Consider the following 17,890-nt stretch of genomic DNA (forward strand, 5'->3'; position numbering starts at 1 on the left):
TTTTGATAATAATTATCATTAACATCTGTCACCTTTCATTATATGACAAAAAAGCTGAAAGGCTACGCTCTCAGCTTATTCTTCCGTCCATTCTTTCAGTTGTTCCGCCGTCATCGGACCAATTTTTGTTTTTTCAATTTCTCCCTTTTCATTCAATAAAAACGAGGTTGGGATCGTGATGATGCGATACTCCTTCATTAATTCCCCTTTTGAGTCAAGAACAATCGGAAACGTCAGCTTGTTTGCTTTAATAAAGTCTTCAACGGCTTGCTGATTTTGTTCCGAGTTCACTAAATTCACCGTTACCAGCTTTACGTTCTCAGATTGATGGGCATCATAAAATGATTGAAATTGCGGAAGCTCTTTTTTGCAGGGCGGACACCATGATGTCCAAAAATGCAGGATGGTTTTTTGCCCTTTATTCGGGATCGAGATATCCTCCCCTTCTATCGTTTTCATAAGAAAAACAGCGGGAACGGCAGGCTGTTTATCGTCAGCAGCTGCCACATCAGGAGACCATGCAATCATCCCCAATAACATAATGCATACAGTAAGCAAGCGCTTCGTCAACATGGAATCTTCCTTTCATGCTTTTCAATTAGCTTGCCCCTGCTTTTTCTTTATCATCCTTCAATTCGCGGCGTTCTGTTTCCTCCCGTAAGGAAAACTGATACCCGCAGCGCTTTGCAAATCTGTGTATAGTGAAGGCTCGTCAGCAAAATCATGCCGGTGTTCATCCCCAGGATGATCCCGAGCATTTGCAGATTCTCCATTGATCCCAGCACATACATCATACTTAGGGCAACGATATGGCTCCACACGTTGTGATAAAACGCTTCTTTCACAAACCCCATCCCGATTAAACACGCCTGCAGCGGCATGACAAACAGATGAAAGAGAAAGTAAGGCCATAACAGCTGCAAGTAATACTGCGCTTCAGGAGAGTGAAAAAACAGGTGGGTCAGAGGCTCCGCAAACTGGAACATAATCCAAACAGCCGGTATACCGTAACCAAATGTAATGAAAATCGACTGCTTCAGCCTTTTTAATACGATGTCATATTGTGAGAGCGCATAGGCTTCAGAAATACTCGGAATCATGACAACCATTAGCGAGTGGGCAATGAAAGCAGGAAACGATCCTATCGTCACAGCCACTCCGGCCAGCATTCCGTATTGGTCGATCGCTGCTGTTCCGGCAACGCCCGCTGCCAAAAGCGCTCCTTTTACTAAAAAGGGTTCTATAGCGTTGACAACGGCATGAAAAATGCGAAGTCCTGTTGTAGGAATTGAAACGGCAAGCAGTCTTTTTCTTACATCCTTTCCGCGCAAATGAATGTGCTGCTGGCCGGACATAGCCCGCCTCGCCATGATAAATTGTGAATATAAATAAACAAGCACGACCACATCACTCACGACTAGGACAAACAAGGAAATCAGCACAGCCATGTCCAATTCAAATGAGTACCATTGAAAAAAGAGGAATAAGCACAAGAGCTGGATGATTTTTTTCAGCGCATTGGCGATTGCGATCTTCCCCATTTTTTGCACACCCATAAAGTAACCCCTGGCGATTGAAGTAAAGGCCACAACAGGAATTAAGCCGATGACAATCCCTTTAATAAACGGGTGGTATGTATCAAATACCGGAATAAACGGAAGCGCAATGCTGGCGGCGGCAGTAGAAAATGCTGTAAATATGGCTGTCATTCTGAAAGCGTGCCTCAGCATGCTTTCATGAAGCTTAGGATTTGATTCAGCAATGAATTTAGAAATCGAGATCGGCAGTTCCAGGCTTGCGATGACAATAATTAAAAAAATCGTGGGCAAAATACTCATGTAAAGCCCCATCCCATGCTCGCCAAGTTCCCGTGCCAAAATCATATTCACCACAAATTCAAGGCATTCAGCGAAAAAGGCGGCAATGGATAAAAGAATGATCCCTTTCACAAATCGATTCATGATGTCTCCCCTTGTCTCTTGTACTACCAACATCATATGAGACAAGTTCAAAAATTATTTTATTTTTACTCTTTATATGAAAAAAAAGCACAGCTGAGACAAATTGTCTCTTCTATGCTTAGATGGCAAAAACGTGCCCGCCGATTCTTTCTACGATTTTTCTTGAGCGAATCCAATCATCCGACGCTGTTTTCGGATTATAAAAGAATATGGCATCTGTTTCTCTATTTTTTGAAGACAGCGCTTCTTCGGCAGCAGCAATTGATTCTTTATCAGGCTTTTGATTAATGCTTCCGTTCGCGACCGGTTCAAAGGCGTTTTTCTGATAAATAACCCCTCTTATTGTATCAGGAAAACCTTTTTTCTCCGTCCTGTTCAGCACAACGCTTGCAACAGCGACCTTTCCTTCATAGGATTCTCCCTTAGCCTCTGCGTGAACAAGACGGGAAAGCAATTCTTTTTCAGACTGCGAATATGTTTCTTCCTTATCATTCGTTTTCTTTGGTTTTTCTTCTTCTTTCTTTTCAGTGTTCGCTGATAGCTTGATCGGTTTTATTTTTTTCTTGTCCTTATCAGCAGACAGTGAAGAGAAAGATGTGTCTGTGTCTTGATTTATATGTGTAAGCAGCTTAGCTTCTTCATGTTTAGTCTTCTTTGTGCTCAGTAGTGAAGCTTGTGTATGTTCAATTTTCGAAGCAGGCATGAAACAAAGAAGAAAAACAGCCAGAGCAGTAAATTTTGTCGTCATACAGTTTCCTCCTTAAAGTGCTCAAAAAACACTTCATAACCTTAACAAGAGAACAAATCATTTTCACGGAAAAAGATTTTCCAACTCTCCCAAACAGGTACCAGGATGGAATATACCGGGTGATGCGCTGGTTACTGGCAAAAAAACAGGCTGTTTTTCTATAAATCTTGTCAACAAAAAGCATATTTATCCATTTTTTTCGATTTACATTTTATTTACGAATGTTACAGCCAATGTAATAAAAGGCTGTTTTTCTGTCATATATGATAACAAGGCTTCTCACTCATGAGAAACCTTGTTAACTTCTTGGCTGTTCTAAATATTGAAACACCACATCCCCGCCTTGCTGGGCTATGCCGCGGAAATACTTAAAATCGTCTTGTTTAGATAAAACGGCCCTGAAATCAAGAAAGTCTTCTTTTTGGACTCTCAGTTCCTTTATTTCGCCAGTGCGCAGCTGCTCAATCTGTTCTGTTATGTCTTCGGGACGCAATCAAAACTCCCCCTTTTTATTCTTTGGACGAAAAACAATATATCATCTTTATAACGCCAGGACAAATCCTTAGGGAGATAAAACTCCTTATCGCTTTACTTCTCAATGAAAATACTGCAAAATACTTTCAAAAGGAATAATTATGTTTAAAGGAGAGGAAGCTTGTGAAAATCGCTAAGGTCGGAAACGTAATTGAATTTAAAAACGGGTTAACCGGTGTTGTAGAAAAAGTAAATGAGAATTCTGTTATCGTAGATGTTACCATTATGGATAACTATCGGGATCTTGAGCTAGATTCACTGACGGTTGTCAATCATAAAAATTACAAGATCATCAGAGACTCCTATTAAAACCTCCTTTCATCCACACACTTTCGCAAAAACTGCAAGACGAGAAATTAAACACCTTACATATCAAATTTAGCTTTCTCAAAAGCTGCCGCCCGGCAGCTTTTTCACATAAAAAAACACCGATTATGAATCGGCGCTCCCGTCTGTTTCCATTATTTCGATATGGAACTCACTGACGGCTCCCGCTTCGTACAGGTTGGTCAATGACGTTGAATAATTTGTGATTTCCCCGCGGAAGGCAAGATTCTCGTCAGGAACCTCGACTTTAAACGTTTTTTCATATAACAGGACAGCGATATCTTGATAAGTCTCACTTGTGACGTGTAAGGTGAAGGCAATTTTCCTCTTCGGCTCACTCTCTTCTTGATATGAAGCCATTTCTAACGTTACATCGTTTAAACGCAATGTTTTCACTTTGTACCACTCCTTATCAGTTCATGCATCTTAACATAACTTAGCTAACGTTTACAATGAATCTGTTCGGAGCAGTTATTTTAACCATTTCTTTAAAAAAGACGCCTTTACAAACATACGTTCGATGTTTTATAATGAAACAGACGAGCTGCCATCCAGCATCCCGTCTTTTCATTAGAAGGTGGCGAGTGGCATTCCCCCCGGATTCACTCGTCTTTTTTATGTATATAATCCCCTGCATTTTCGCAGGAGAAACTATATTAATGATTATCAGTCGTCTCCGCCTATATATTTTTAAACACTTTATTCCAGAATGACGAATCCTCTTGTCCAAGACTCCAGCTGCCAAGGCCTTTCAGATTATATTTTTGAATGAGTTTTATTTTTGCTCTGAGTGACTGTTCATTTTCAAACCATAATGTATATGCTCCTGGCGGTAATGGATCCTTCTTATCGTGTTTGATCGTAAAAACAGCTTTTGGAGATTGACTCTTTGTGTCAAAAATAATTGTTCCGTTATGTCTTTTTACTAGTGAGTTAACAAGGTAAAGGGAAATGGCTTGGGAGTTAGATTGGCCTTGCATCCAGCAACGGCCGTAGAATGGCAATCCTAAAACTAGTTTTTGGGGAGAGATGTTTTGGGTTAGAGCATATTGAATGGACTTTTCCACCCATCCTACACTTGCAGTAGGCCCAGCAAGGCGGCTTTCATCATAGGCCATAACCATTAGATAGTCCGCATGTTTAGCTAAATTCTCATAATCATATGATCCGTGCCAGCCCTTCGTCCAGCCAAAAGGATTTGCCGCCACTGCAACCGATACCTCTTTACGCTTAGGAATACCTTTTCTCACCAGTCTAACAAACTCCGTAAATGCCTGCCGATCTTTCTCTGTAAGGTTTTCTATATCGATATTGACTCCGTCTAGATCCAGTTCTTCTATTGCATTAGAAATTTGTTTAGCCAAAAGCACTCGGTTCTTTAATGCAGATCGTCCCAAATCCTGATCCCAATGATTGCTTAGAAAAGGAACTACTTTTAATTTTCTTCTATGAAGAGCTTTAATTACATCGGGATTAGCTGAACGGAGAAGCAATGATCCATCTTTCCTGATATAGAAAAAGTCAGGAGACACGACATTTAATACTCCGTTCGTTTGATCAACGTGTTGAATAAAATCGCAACCTAATCCAGAATAGAAATAGCTCATTTGAAACATCTCATAACCCCTTCATCCCCAAAAATATCAAGTTCCCAACAAATAAAATGATTGATCATTTCAATTTGTTTCGTTTCCGAAACTTCATAGATTACCTCTCTCTTATCTTTATCATTTGTCCAGGATAAATAATATCTGAAGAAAGCTTATTAAGATTCATAAGTTGTTGTACCGGAATATTAAAGGATTTGGAAATCGTCCATAGTGTATCACCAGATTCCACATGATACACTTCGTATGTCACGGGAAATTCCATATAACGAGGCGTTCTTTTTACTTTATTCGCTTGGTTTCTTGTTTTAGGTATTTTCCCCTTCATTCTTATTACTCTCCTTTAGAAAAATTTATTTTTCACATCTCTAGACCGTTTCTTTCTTATTTTAATAATTTGTCCAGCATATATTTGATCTGATTTGAAATGATTAAGCTCCATGATTTGCTGCAGAGAAACTTTATACTTCATGGCAATTTTCAATAATGTTTCACCGGGAGTAACATGATGAATCTCGTATTTTTCTTTGAGAACATCTACGTAATGTATGGTTTCCCCTACGTTCCTTATGATTCCTCTTCTTGTTAGCACCTCAATCATTCTCTCAGCTCTATGCCGATAGGAGTCATTCTTCACTGCCTTTTTACCGTTTATCTGAATCTTTTTTCTCTCGCTATCATGATTCAAATAGTATTTCACCTTTTCAAATGTTTCTTTTGGGGAGGAAGAGACGATGAGATCGCGGCCAGGTTTGAATTTACCTCGAACTGCCGGTGTATCCGATGTCAATAAAACCCCGCCGGAACCAAGAATTTCATAGGTGCGCTGCGTAAGTTGGCTTTCACAGTTTTGCAAACCGATAATGATTTTTGCTGAACTGTAAACTTTATATGCTTCAGTATAATCGAGGTATCCATGAATCCAATTGCGGGGAATTTCTTTTCCTATATGTTTACTCATTTTTTCCCAATTTTTGCCCCAAAAATCTATGCGAATCCCTTTTCGTATAAGAGGGCGAATAAGCGTTTTTAAAGAGGACGAACGGAACACTTCCGGATGTTCTTCAAGATAATTAGGGTAAGCATTAGCCACCACTGCTATATCACAACTGTATTTCTCCAATGGTTTAATCTGATGATGTATACTTTCGTGATATGCAAAGTCTAAGTGAGCTGCTTTAATCCCCATGCTTTCATAAATTTTACACAGAGAAGGTGTAACGGTGAAAACAAAATCCGGTTTCATCTTTTTAATTAACGGGATGGTAAAGTTTTGAGTGTGCAGTGGGTCTTCAGTTGCCCAATAAACGAGAGGAATATTCACCTTTTTAGTTGCGTTGCGAATCCAGGCTTGCTTTTCCCTTGAATGCTCTGGTGTCCATCCCATAGATACTATTAGATCCGGTTTAAATTCGTCTATCATTTCAGTAATATTTTCCCGGCTTACAGGACCCGAAATCATTACGGTATGGCCTGCTTCCCTAAACCCATTCGGTAAACCATAGAGCCACATGGGATGACTCTCAAGAAAAAGAATTTTCACACGTTTTCGTCCTCTCTTTCACTATTTAATGTCTACTTTATTGGTATGTATTTGTAATATAACTTGTCGCGGTACTAGTCTATAAAAAACGTTCAGGTGCGAGATGACATGATAGCTTGTGCAGATGCCCCACAAAAAAAGAAAGCGATCTACAGCATATTTGCCTTTGATTTTGCTAGCTTTTCTATCAAAATATTTACGTTAATAAATTGTTTTTGTGCATAAAAAAAAGACGTACACATTTGTACGTCTTAAATTACCTCTGCAATATCAATTTTTCACTGCATTAAGTTACACTTCAGGTTGCACCTCAGGTCACAATTTTATTGTAACTGAGTGTGACTTCTCATTAACGATTATCAATTGTCTCCGGATACAAGTCATGATTCATCATGCGGTACTCGGCCATTTTCTCATACTTCGTGCCCGGCTTTCCGTAGTTTGTGTACGGATCAATGGAAATTCCGCCTCTTGGCGTGAATTTGCCCCATACTTCAATGTAGCGCGGGTCCATTAATTCGATCAAGTCGTTCATGATGATGTTCATGCAGTCTTCGTGGAAGTCTCCATGGTTTCTGAAGCTGAACAGGTACAGCTTTAATGATTTGCTTTCAACCATTTTTTCATCAGGAATGTAGCTGATGTAGATTGTCGCAAAGTCAGGCTGTCCTGTTTTCGGGCATAAAGATGTGAATTCAGGACAGTTGAATTTTACAAAGTAATCACGGTTTACATGTTTGTTCGGGAAGGATTCAAGCACGTCCGGCGCATATTCGAACAAATAATTTGTTCCTTGGTTGCCAAGCAGTGTGACACCTTCTAATTCTGATTCTTTTCTTGTCGTCATATTTATCTTCCTTTCTATTATACTCCGCGTTTGTTGCCCCATAACAGGGTGTGCAGCTGCGGAAGCACTCTGACCAGATTCAGCTCCGCATCGACAGCTACCTTATCAACAAGGGCTTCATATTTCCCAAGCAAATGTGCAATCAATGTCTGATCATCTGTCGTATGCACGTCATCATTACCGACTTGTAAATAAAACGGGATTCCCGGGTAACGCTTGTGCACCGTTTTGGCAAACTCCAAATCCTCATCATTAAAAATAACTACCTTCAAGCTGACAGCATGCTGTCTATTATTCTCTTTAAGTGAAGTCAAAATGTGATCAAGCTTTTGGAAGTTCGTCACCATTTTTGAGCTTGGCGGTTTTGGAGAAATCGTCAGATCATCGATCAGTGTAAACCAGTCTTGATAAACGGTCCCCTGGGTTTCAAGCGCTGCACGGATGTCATTTTCCTTTAGCAGTTCAATAAAAGCATCCAGCTGCTTTAACAGGGCCGGGTTGCCGCCTGAGATCGTCACGTGGGAAAACGCGTCTCCCCCAATTTCCTTAAGCTCTGCAAAAATCTCCTCAGCCGTCATCCAGCGAATATCTTTTTTAGCAGACCCGTCCCAAGTGAAGGCGGAGTCACACCAGCTGCAGGAATAATCACAGCCGGCTGTCCGGACGAACATCGTTTTCTGTCCGATCACCATGCCCTCCCCTTGAATCGTCGGGCCGAAAATTTCTAATACAGGAATTCCTTTAGCCATTCAAACCACCCTTTTTCGGACGGTAGACACAATAACTTGTCGGTGTTTCACGGACAAACACCTGTACACAGCTTGGCTTATTCTCCAATGTGTCTAAGTAAGCCTGCACCTTGTCATAAATCGTTTTCGCCACGACTTCAGTTGTCGGCAGCGAATACCGGTCGTCCTGAGAAAATTCTTCATGATCATTTAAAAGCGTATGATCATAGTTTCCGTGCACCAGTTTTTTGAGCACACTGAAATTGACAAGGAAGCCGGAATCGTCAAGTTCGTCGCCGGCAACGGTTATATTTACGGTATACGTATGCCCGTGAACCCTGCTGCACGCTCCCGCACTTTCCCGAGGGATAAAATGAGCAGCTGAGATGTGCATGTCCTTATTCAGTTCAAATGAGTAAGGATGCTGGGCCTGCGGATAAATTTGAGATAACAATTTATGCACGCTCTCCTTTCATCGCTATATATTCTTCATAACCTTTTGAACGAAGGTGGCATGCCGGACATTCGCCGCAGCCGTCCGCGATGATGCCGTTATAACAGGTCAGCGTGTTGTTTTTTACAAAATCAAGCGCGCCAAGCTCATCTGCAAGATTCCACGTTTCCGCCTTATTGAGCCACATGAGCGGTGTATGAATCACAAACGGCTTCTCCATCGCCAGGTTTACCGTTACATTGCAAGATTTTACGAATTCATCACGGCAATCAGGATAACCGCTGAAGTCTGTCTCGCAAACTCCTGTAATAATGTGGCGCGCACCAATTTGGTATGCCAGGATAGACGCAAAAGATAAGAATACCAAATTGCGGCCCGGAACGAATGTGGATGGCAGTTCACCATCTTTTGCTTCTATTTCAATATCATTTCTTGTCAGGGCATTCGGTGCAAGCTGATTTAAAAGTGACATATCAAGCAAATGGTTTTTCACACCAAGCTTTTCTGCAATAGATTTTGCCACTTCAATTTCCTGCGAATGACGCTGATTATAATGAAAAGTCACCGTTTCGACTTCTTCGAATTCCTTTAGAGCCCATAGTAAACATGTGGTGCTGTCTTGACCGCCGCTGAATACGACAATTGCTTTTTCTTTTTTCATGATTCCTCTCCTTCTCCGCAATAAAAACGTCGGCGAGAGACATCGCTACAGCTGATTCACACAAAAAAACACCTTTTCGGAAGGTGCTCTAGAAAAACATAAAAAAGGCCGTATCCAAGGATACAGCTCGTCCTTAGTTTTTTATAGAGGGTGTAGCTAGAACCTCTCCCGCATATCGCACGGATTTTCTTCAATTTTTCACTTCTGCTATCTTACCATAATGTTGTTTTTCTTGACAATAAAAAAGTCAGCCCCTAGCTTCCCGAACAAGCGCCGTTCTGCAATGACGGCCCGCTTTATTATATATGTAATTATAAACTGCGCCGCCGGGGAGCCTTTTTGCAAATCAGGGCGCCTATGAAGGCCAGACTCACATAGCCAAACAATGGATAAATCGTTGAAATGAGCTTGCCGTATCCAATTTGGCTCGTGATATAAGCCGTGGTCATAATGGCTGCAAAGATATATTTGCTTTTGATTGGAAGAAAGCTCTGCACTTGTTTTTCCAACCCATATAGATTGCCGATAACCGATGTGAACACTTCGCCGAAAATAATGAGCAAATAAATCAAATGGACAGATCGTGCAAAGAGATAAACCACTTGGGCCATCGGTATATCATACAAAAATACATCCGGGAGCATCGACAAAGACAGAAAACTCGCGGACAGCACAATCGTCAGTATCGTGCCTCCGATTAAAGCGCCTTTTTTTATCACTTTTTCCGATGACATTTCATTCGCAAGCGGAACCAAAACCGCTTGGGCAAGCGATAAATTCAAAGCGCCGTAAGAAAACGCTGATAAGAGCCAGTCCCAGCGATGCGGCCATACCCACTGAGCTGTGTTCCGCGACTCGCTGAAAATAAAAGAGTCGGCCACCACAATCATAGAAAAGATGATCAAAAGAGGAACAACAAACACGTTGACACCGAAAATGCCTTTTACACCTCTAGTCATCACAATTAAGCTCAACCCAATTGTAATCAGCATCCCAATTTGAGCGGACATCCCCAGCTGCTCCTCAAAAAGCGCCCCTGCCCCAGAGAGCATAACAGATGTGACGCCGAGGAGAACAAACAGCATAAACACATTGATAATCCGGCCAGCCGTCGCCCCGAACAAGAATATGTTCATTTCTTGATATGACTTGGCATTGATTCGCTTTGAAATGATCATCAGCTTGGCTCCCAGTAACGTAAACATCCCGCCGCTGACGATAATGCCGAATAAACCGAACCAGCCAAACTTCAGAAAAAACTCAACAATTTCCCTGCCAGTCGCAAATCCAGCTCCAACTACTGTGCCGATATACACGAAAGCAAGCTGACTTGCTGATCCTTTTGATTGTTCCATTTCTCCCCTCCAAACGAACCGCAGTTTTGTCCATATATGCCTTTTTATAACCTATGAGACAAGTTCCTTGAAAAGACGAAGAAAACATGTTTTACTGTGTAAACAAATCAAAAATTTTTTACGCAAATGACTTGAAAGTCAAAGTTAGTCAGAGTATACTATTAATCAAAGTTGGTCAAACGAACCGGCCTTTTTTTAAAATCAATTGGTCAAAGTTAGTCAAATAGTCAGACTGCTCTGAGCATATTGTTTTGAAAGCCGATAAGTTTGCCGTATACTTATAGTCAAAGAAGGTCAAATCCAAACGGCCTTTTTATTCACATCCATTGGTCAAAGAAGATCAAACTTTTAAGGAGGTTTTGGCAAATGCGTTGTCAACATTGTCATAAAAACGAGGCGACGATTCGCCTTAACATGCAAATAAATTCTGTTCATAAACATATGGTTCTATGTGAAACTTGCTATAACGAGCTGACCCGCAAACCTTCAATGAGCATGGGTCCTCAATCTTTCGGTTTTCCGTTTGAACAAGCATTCCAGCCGAAAGAACAAAACGCAGCAAAACAAAGCGAGAAAAAAGGATTGCTTGATGAGCTGGCTCAAAATATTACAAACGGTGCAAAAGCCGGTCTCATTGATCCCGTCATCGGCCGTGATGAAGAAGTGGCGCGCGTGATCGAAATTCTGAACCGCCGCAACAAAAACAATCCGGTTCTCATTGGTGAGCCGGGTGTAGGGAAAACCGCAATCGCCGAAGGGCTTGCTTTAAAAATTGCTGAAGATGATGTTCCAAACAAACTGAAAAACAAAGAGCTTTACTTGCTTGATGTTGCATCCCTGGTTGCAAACACAGGGATCAGAGGCCAATTTGAAGAGAGAATGAAACAGCTGATCACTGAGCTGAAAGAACGAAAAAATGTCATACTGTTCATTGATGAAATTCATCTTCTCGTTGGCGCAGGCTCTGCAGAAGGTTCAATGGACGCAGGCAATATTCTCAAGCCTGCCCTTGCCAGAGGCGAACTGCAAGTCATCGGTGCGACAACATTGAAAGAATACCGTCAAATCGAAAAAGATGCCGCACTGGAAAGACGTTTTCAGCCTGTCATGGTACAGGAGCCTTCAATTGAACAGGCTATCCTCATTCTGCAAGGGATTAAAGACAAATATGAAGCCTACCATGGCGTGACATTCAGTGATGAAGCAATCAAAGCTTGTGTGACTTTATCATCCCGTTACATTCAAGACAGACACCTGCCGGATAAAGCAATTGACCTATTGGATGAAGCAGGGTCAAAGGCCAACCTGTTAATTGATGAACTGAATGATGAGGATGCGGCTGAACGCTTAACTGCGATTGAAGCTGAAAAAACAAAAGCCCTGGAAGAAGAAAATTACGAACTGGCGGCAAAACTCCGTGATGAAGAAATCGCATTGGAGAAAAAACTGAACAGCTCTTCCGCTCATTCTGCTGTCACTGTAGGAGCTGAGCACATTCAGGAAATTGTTGAACAAAAAACAGGCATCCCTGTCGGCAAACTGCAGGCAGATGAACAAACAAAAATGAAAGAGCTTGAAGCAAAACTTCATGAACGTGTCATCGGACAAGAAGCCGCTGTTCAAAAAGTGGCAAAAGCGGTAAGACGAAGCCGCGCAGGATTAAAATCCAAAAACAGACCAGTCGGCTCCTTCCTCTTTGTCGGTCCTACCGGCGTAGGGAAAACAGAGCTTTCTAAAACGCTGGCAGATGAATTATTCGGCACAAAAGACTCTATTATCCGCCTCGATATGAGCGAATACATGGAGAAACACGCCGTATCTAAAATCATCGGTTCACCGCCTGGATATGTCGGCCATGAGGAAGCTGGACAATTAACAGAAAAAGTGCGCCGCAATCCTTACAGCATCGTGTTGCTGGATGAAATTGAAAAAGCACACCCTGACGTTCAGCATATGTTCCTGCAAATCATGGAGGACGGCCGTCTGACAGACAGCCAAGGCAGAACCGTAAGCTTTAAAGACACTGTGATTATCATGACAAGTAACGCGGGTACCGGCGAAAAACAAACGAAAGTCGGTTTCCAATCAGATGACAGTGTAATCGAAGAACAAACATTGATTGATTCACTGAGCATGTTCTTTAAACCTGAGTTCCTCAACCGTTTTGACAGCATTATTGAGTTCCGCTCACTGGAAAAAGAACATCTGGTCAAAATCGTCAGCCTGCTGCTTGGAGAACTTGAAGAAACATTGGCAGAACGCGGCATCAGCTTGAGTGTGACAGACGAAGCGAAAGAAAAAATCGCTGAGCTGGGCTACCATCCTTCATTCGGTGCACGTCCGCTCAGAAGAACCATCCAAGAATGGGTGGAGGATGAAATGACCGATCTGCTGCTTGACAATAGCGAGATCACAAGTTTTCACGTCACTGCAGAGGATAATAAAATCAAAGTACAAGCGAAATAACGATCAGCGGTTTCCTATTTAGGAAGCCGTTTTTTTGTGCATTCATACTCTTGGCTGAGAAAATACCGTCCCTTCCCCTGAAGCGCTACTCCCCTTCATCCTTTACCCTTTTCTTAAGGAGGGATGGAGCTTGTTTATATACAGTGAATATTTGTTTCTATTTTTATATGAAGACCGTCTGAGGAACAGCTTGCAATCAAGCTGTCAATTTCAATACCGTTAAGAGGGCTTTTCAATTTTAAAAGGCCCGGTTTTGTTTATTTCTCCCTTCTATGCCTCTTCCTTGAATATTTCATGAACAAATTCACAATGTCCCTAAAGTTCCGGGCACCGAAACCGATATTAACCATAGACAAGCTAGTAAAAAAGGATTTGGTGAAAACTATGGATAAAACTTCGTTAATCGGTATTATTCTTGCTTTTGTGGCATTGAGCGTCGGGATGGTTCTGAAAGGCGTCAGTTTCAGCGCGCTTGCAAACCCCGCTGCCATCTTAATTATTATCGCCGGGACAATCTCAGCAGTCGTTATTGCGTTCCCAACTAAAGAAATTAAAAAAGTGCCTGCACTGTTCCGAGTGTTATTTAAGGAAAACAAACAGCTGACAATAGAGGAGCTCATTCCTATGTTCTCAGAATGGGCCCAGCTTGCGCGCCGCGAAGGCCTGCTTGCTTTAGAAGCAAGCATTGAGGATGTAGATGACGCTTTCCTGAAAAACGGGCTCAGCATGGCTGTTGACGGGCAAAGCGCGGAATTTATCAGAGATATCATGACAGAGGAAGTTGAAGCGATGGAGGACAGGCACCAAGCCGGAGCCGCTATTTTTACACAGGCGGGAACTTACGCGCCGACCCTTGGCGTACTCGGCGCAGTAATCGGACTGATTGCCGCCCTCTCTCATATGGACAATACAGATGAGCTTGGACACGCCATCAGTGCAGCCTTTGTCGCCACCCTTCTCGGTATCTTTACGGGATATGTGTTATGGCATCCTTTCGCAAATAAATTAAAGCGAAAATCAAAACAAGAAGTAAAACTGCGTGAGGTTATGATTGAAGGCGTCCTGTCCGTATTAGAAGGACAAGCACCGAAAGTCATCGAACAAAAGCTTTTAATGTACCTTCCTGCGAAGGACCGCTTGAAATTTGCAGAACAAGGAGAGGCGCAAAATGGCGAGAAAAAAGAAGAAGAAGCATGAGGACGAGCATGTTGATGAATCATGGCTGGTTCCTTACGCCGATATCCTTACTCTTCTCCTGGCATTATTTATTGTGCTGTACGCAAGCAGTTCAATTGACGCAGCTAAGTTTCAAATGCTTTCAAAATCATTTAATGAAGTCTTTACAGGCGGCACCGGCGTACTGGACTACTCCAGTGTCACCCCTCCTGCAAACGAGTCAGACGGAATCGATGAAGTGAAAAAGGAAAAAGAAGAGAAAGAGAAAAACAAGAAAGAAAGAGAAAAAGCAGCTGATCAAGAAGAGCTTGAAAATGTAAAAAGCCAGGTGGAAAAGTTCATCAAAGATAAAAAGCTGGAACATCAGCTGGAAACAAAGATGACTAGTGAAGGCCTGCTGATTACGATTAAAGACAGCATTTTCTTTGATTCTGGAAAAGCGACCATACGTAAAGTAGATGTACCGCTTGCAAAAGAGATTTCTAATCTTCTTGTGATTAATCCTCCGAGAAATATCATTATCAGCGGACATACTGATAATATGCCAATTAAAAATTCTGAATTCCAATCAAACTGGCATTTAAGTGTCATGAGAGCGGTAAACTTTATGGGGCTTCTGATTGAAAACCCTAAGCTAGACGCAAAAGTGTTCAGTGCCAAGGGCTACGGTGAGTATAAACCGGTGGCTTCCAACAAAACAGCGGAAGGCCGCAGCAAAAACCGGCGCGTTGAAGTTCTCATCTTGCCGAGAGGCGCAGCGGAAACAAATGAAAAATAGTAAAAAAGGAAGCCTTGTGACATATCAGGCTTCCTTTTTTTACTTATTATGAAATTGTTTTGCGTTTAATCCTACTCTTTTTAACATTTCTGTGCACATCTCTACCTCTTCTTCGCTTAATACGCTGATCATTTCATCAATTTCAGCAGCGTGATCAGGGAAAATATCGTTCAAAAGACCGATGCCTTTTTCAGTGATTTGTGCAAATGTCACTCGTCTGTCTGTAGGAGACGCTTTCCGAATGAGGAGTTCTTTTTGCTCCAGCTTATCTACAACATATGTGATGCTCCCGCTAGCCAAGAGAATTTTATCCCCTATCTGCTGCAGCGGCTGATCGCCTTTATGGTACAACAGCTCAAGCACAGCAAATTCAGTCGGATTCAGTCCATGCTTATGAATATGTTTATTCATATGATCGTTAATAGACCGATACGCGCGCGACAGCACGATAAATAACTTCAGTGATTTTTCTGTCATGTCTCAATCATCCTTTTAGAAACCGTTACAGAGAAACATTAATAAACAAAGACCAAAATGTCAATAAAAATCTTTCCAATATTTCTCTTCTTTTTTATCATGTAAGCTGCTCAACATCTTTTTCTAATTTTTTTGGTTATTTTTTCTTATTAAAGAAGAAGAAACAATGATATAATACCTCTAATCAGGTGTATGTTGGAGCGATGCAAATTGAAAATACTAAAAGGCGCCTGCGGGAGAGTCAAACTTTATATTATACTGGTCGTGATTCCGGCAATCGTCATCAGCTTTTTCGTATATGAAAAAGAAAAAGATACAATAGCTGCAGAACATAAGCAAGAAGCTAGTGTCCTGCTGAACCTTCACCGCAACAAAATCAATTATTTAATCGGAGAAACAAAGGCGAGAATGACCTCCTTGTCCATCGCCATTGACAGACCGGTTGATATAAAGAAAATGCAGTCGATTTTGGAAAAAACCTTTGATTCAGAGCCGAGATTTTCCGGTCTCTATTTTCTGAACGCCAAAGGAGACGTTACCGTAAGCACAACGGAATTAAAAACGAAAGTAAACCTGGCCGACAGATCTTTTTTTACAAAAGCGAAGGAAACAAAAAAGACAGTCATTTCAGATAGTTATTCGAGCAGAATTACAGGCCAGCCGATTTTTACCATTTGTGTTCCTGTTTTGGACTCAAAGGAAAATGTGACAGATTATCTTGTCGCAGCTATTCAAATTGATTATTTGAAAAACCTCATTAACTTGCTGAGCCCTGATGTTTATATTGAAGTGATAAACCAAGGCGGGAAAATGATTTTTACAAGCGGACAGGCCTCTCATGCAAAAGATCAGAAACCAGTCAGCGGATATCTGGATGATATCAGCTGGAATATGAAAGTATATCCGAACCCCGTCACAATAGAAGAACTGACGAAAAGCCTTGTGCTTCCACTTTCATGTATTATTGTTCTGCTGAATATCCTTTTTATTCTCGTGCTGTATTATTTGCTGAAGCGGCAGACCCAGCTGGAGCGGTCAGAAAATGAGGCGCAAAAATTAGAGCTGATCGGGACGCTTGCTGCCAGCACGGCTCATGAAATCCGTAACCCGCTCACCGGCATAAGCGGCTTTATTCAGCTGTTGCAAAAGAAATATAAAGGTGAAGAAGATCAGCTTTACTTCTCCATTATTGAACAGGAGATAAAGCGCATTAATCAAATTGTGAGTGAGTTCCTCGTTCTTGGCAAGCCGACAGCTGAAAAATGGGAGCTGAACTCGCTTCAGGATATTATCGGTGAAATTATGCCGATCATCTATTCTGAGGGCAACCTATACAATGTTGAAGTTGAATTACAGTATTTAACCGAGCAGCCCTTACTCGTAAAATGTACAAAAGATCATATTAAACAAGTGATTTTAAATGTAGCAAAAAATGGCCTCGAGTCAATGCCTGAAGGAGGCAAACTGACGATCTCCTTAGGAGCTTTGGATAAAAAGGCCATTATCAAAGTCGTGGATAACGGTGAAGGGATTTCTCAGGAAATGCTCGATCATATCTTCCTTCCCTTTGTCACTTCTAAAGAAAAAGGAACTGGTCTCGGCCTTGTTGTATGTAAACGGATCGTGCTGATGTACGGAGGCTCCATTCATATCGAAAGTGAAGTGCGAAGAGGCACGGAGGTGACGATCACCCTCCCCGTATCCGCTTCATAACCCCCCTGACCGTGTCAGGAGGGGTTTTTATCTTCTTGAACGTGAATTGCCATTCGACTTGCTTGCTGTTCTGCCAGAAAAGAGTATTTTGATGAAACGCAACAGCAGTTTCAGAACCAAAAAAAACATAAAGAATACCAAAAAACCCTTTAAACCCTCAGTGGCATCTAAAAACTCCATATTCCCTCTCCCCGTTACTTTTTGCTGAATTTCAATAGCAAATACGATGACAATGATGACTGTAACGGTATAGATAAAGGACAAGGCTGTCATGCTCCACTTAGATAGCCATGTAAACACAGCGTGAGTGACGCCGAAAAAGAAAATGCCAAAAATGCCGATCACCCAAAAATGCATCTCTTTGTCGGTTAAATGAATGCCAAACATTCCGCATAATGAAATAAAAGCATCATGAAATTGATTGACCATTTCAGTAATGATAATCGCCAGTTCTTTCATCAGTTCCCTCTTTCATATGAATTTTTCCAGAAAAAAAGAGCGCTTCTGAAAAGCTC

The 17,890-nt window shown here is 41.6% G+C and carries 20 protein-coding genes and 1 riboswitch; of the genes, 5 read left to right on the forward strand and 15 right to left on the reverse strand.

Annotation, left to right across the window (positions count from 1 at the left end; genetic code table 11):
- Window positions 1–75 precede the first annotated feature (75 nt).
- The 4 genes from stoA to KHQ79_RS11375 all read right to left on the reverse strand — a co-directional run bounded on the left by stoA (window position 76) and on the right by KHQ79_RS11375 (window position 3,202).
- Complete coding sequence (gene stoA / locus KHQ79_RS11360) at window positions 76–573, reverse strand: endospore biogenesis thiol-disulfide oxidoreductase StoA (RefSeq protein WP_225515181.1); 498 nt, start codon at window positions 571–573, stop codon at window positions 76–78.
- Window positions 574–623: 50 nt separating this feature from the next.
- Window positions 624–1,961 carry a sporulation protein YkvU gene (gene ykvU, locus KHQ79_RS11365; protein WP_100274798.1) on the reverse strand — a complete coding sequence of 446 codons (1,338 nt, stop codon included), beginning with the start codon at window positions 1,959–1,961 and terminating at the stop codon, window positions 624–626.
- Window positions 1,962–2,079: 118 nt separating this feature from the next.
- The gene (locus tag KHQ79_RS11370) at window positions 2,080–2,709 is read right to left on the reverse strand and encodes a cell wall hydrolase (protein WP_019258246.1); all 630 of its coding nucleotides are present in this window, start codon (window positions 2,707–2,709) and stop codon (window positions 2,080–2,082) included.
- Window positions 2,710–3,007: 298 nt separating this feature from the next.
- A complete protein-coding gene (locus tag KHQ79_RS11375) occupies window positions 3,008–3,202 on the reverse strand; it encodes a hypothetical protein (RefSeq protein WP_003238971.1) in 195 nt (64 codons plus the stop codon).
- A gap of 164 nt (window positions 3,203–3,366) precedes the next feature.
- Here KHQ79_RS11375 and KHQ79_RS11380 point away from each other — a divergent pair, with 164 nt between their 5' ends.
- Entirely contained in the window at window positions 3,367–3,552 is a 186-nt protein-coding gene (locus tag KHQ79_RS11380) for a YkvS family protein (protein ID WP_003232446.1), read from the forward strand.
- A gap of 123 nt (window positions 3,553–3,675) precedes the next feature.
- Here KHQ79_RS11380 and KHQ79_RS11385 read toward each other — a convergent pair whose 3' ends face one another.
- The 9 genes from KHQ79_RS11385 to KHQ79_RS11425 form a co-directional block, all read right to left on the reverse strand.
- On the reverse strand, window positions 3,676–3,966 hold the full coding sequence (locus KHQ79_RS11385) for a DUF3219 family protein (RefSeq protein WP_225515183.1): 291 nt from the start codon (window positions 3,964–3,966) through the stop codon (window positions 3,676–3,678).
- A gap of 284 nt (window positions 3,967–4,250) precedes the next feature.
- Window positions 4,251–5,186: a glycosyl hydrolase family 18 protein gene (locus KHQ79_RS11390; protein ID WP_003238973.1), complete on the reverse strand. Its 936-nt coding sequence runs from the start codon at window positions 5,184–5,186 to the stop codon at window positions 4,251–4,253.
- 91 nt (window positions 5,187–5,277) lie between these two features.
- Entirely contained in the window at window positions 5,278–5,505 is a 228-nt protein-coding gene (locus tag KHQ79_RS11395) for a LysM peptidoglycan-binding domain-containing protein (RefSeq protein ID WP_003238974.1), read from the reverse strand.
- Window positions 5,506–5,520: 15 nt separating this feature from the next.
- Window positions 5,521–6,720 (reverse strand): DUF3880 domain-containing protein, encoded by a 1,200-nt coding sequence (locus KHQ79_RS11400; RefSeq protein ID WP_032732105.1) that lies wholly within the window; start codon window positions 6,718–6,720, stop codon window positions 5,521–5,523.
- Window positions 6,721–7,069: 349 nt separating this feature from the next.
- Complete coding sequence (queF, locus tag KHQ79_RS11405; RefSeq protein ID WP_003218613.1) at window positions 7,070–7,567, reverse strand: preQ(1) synthase; 498 nt, start codon at window positions 7,565–7,567, stop codon at window positions 7,070–7,072.
- Window positions 7,568–7,584: 17 nt separating this feature from the next.
- Window positions 7,585–8,316 carry a 7-carboxy-7-deazaguanine synthase QueE gene (gene queE / locus KHQ79_RS11410; protein WP_003238976.1) on the reverse strand — a complete coding sequence of 244 codons (732 nt, stop codon included), beginning with the start codon at window positions 8,314–8,316 and terminating at the stop codon, window positions 7,585–7,587.
- Window positions 8,309–8,758 (reverse strand): 6-carboxytetrahydropterin synthase QueD, encoded by a 450-nt coding sequence (queD, locus tag KHQ79_RS11415; protein WP_080010786.1) that lies wholly within the window; start codon window positions 8,756–8,758, stop codon window positions 8,309–8,311. Before queD ends, queE begins: the two co-directional genes overlap by 8 nt.
- Window positions 8,751–9,410: a 7-cyano-7-deazaguanine synthase QueC gene (queC, locus tag KHQ79_RS11420; RefSeq protein WP_225515185.1), complete on the reverse strand. Its 660-nt coding sequence runs from the start codon at window positions 9,408–9,410 to the stop codon at window positions 8,751–8,753. Before queC ends, queD begins: the two co-directional genes overlap by 8 nt.
- Window positions 9,411–9,537: 127 nt before the next feature.
- Window positions 9,538–9,582: riboswitch (PreQ1 riboswitch) on the reverse strand.
- Between the two features lie 139 nt (window positions 9,583–9,721).
- Entirely contained in the window at window positions 9,722–10,765 is a 1,044-nt protein-coding gene (locus KHQ79_RS11425; protein ID WP_003238981.1) for a YkvI family membrane protein, read from the reverse strand.
- Window positions 10,766–11,131: 366 nt separating this feature from the next.
- Between KHQ79_RS11425 and clpE the strand changes: the two genes are divergently transcribed.
- From clpE to motB, 3 genes are all read left to right on the forward strand, one after another.
- Complete coding sequence (gene clpE / locus KHQ79_RS11430) at window positions 11,132–13,231, forward strand: ATP-dependent protease ATP-binding subunit ClpE (protein ID WP_225515187.1); 2,100 nt, start codon at window positions 11,132–11,134, stop codon at window positions 13,229–13,231.
- Window positions 13,232–13,615: 384 nt separating this feature from the next.
- The gene (gene motA / locus KHQ79_RS11435) at window positions 13,616–14,428 is read left to right on the forward strand and encodes a flagellar motor stator protein MotA (RefSeq protein ID WP_003238984.1); all 813 of its coding nucleotides are present in this window, start codon (window positions 13,616–13,618) and stop codon (window positions 14,426–14,428) included.
- On the forward strand, window positions 14,400–15,185 hold the full coding sequence (gene motB / locus KHQ79_RS11440) for a flagellar motor protein MotB (protein WP_225515189.1): 786 nt from the start codon (window positions 14,400–14,402) through the stop codon (window positions 15,183–15,185). Before motA ends, motB begins: the two co-directional genes overlap by 29 nt.
- Before the next feature lie 39 nt (window positions 15,186–15,224).
- Here the strand turns inward: motB and mhqR are convergent, their stop codons facing one another.
- A complete protein-coding gene (mhqR, locus tag KHQ79_RS11445) occupies window positions 15,225–15,662 on the reverse strand; it encodes a MarR family transcriptional regulator MhqR (protein WP_003232475.1) in 438 nt (145 codons plus the stop codon).
- 192 nt (window positions 15,663–15,854) lie between these two features.
- Between mhqR and KHQ79_RS11450 the strand changes: the two genes are divergently transcribed.
- Window positions 15,855–17,375, forward strand: a complete 1,521-nt coding sequence (locus tag KHQ79_RS11450; RefSeq protein ID WP_080010785.1) for a sporulation kinase KinD — start codon at window positions 15,855–15,857, stop codon at window positions 17,373–17,375.
- 27 nt (window positions 17,376–17,402) lie between these two features.
- On the opposite strand, the gene KHQ79_RS11455 is transcribed toward KHQ79_RS11450, so the two are convergent.
- Window positions 17,403–17,834, reverse strand: a complete 432-nt coding sequence (locus tag KHQ79_RS11455; protein WP_019258237.1) for a hypothetical protein — start codon at window positions 17,832–17,834, stop codon at window positions 17,403–17,405.
- Window positions 17,835–17,890: the final 56 nt, after the last annotated feature.

Source organism: Bacillus sp. TSO22 (assembly GCF_020223595.1).
GTDB lineage: Bacteria > Bacillota > Bacilli > Bacillales > Bacillaceae > Bacillus > Bacillus inaquosorum.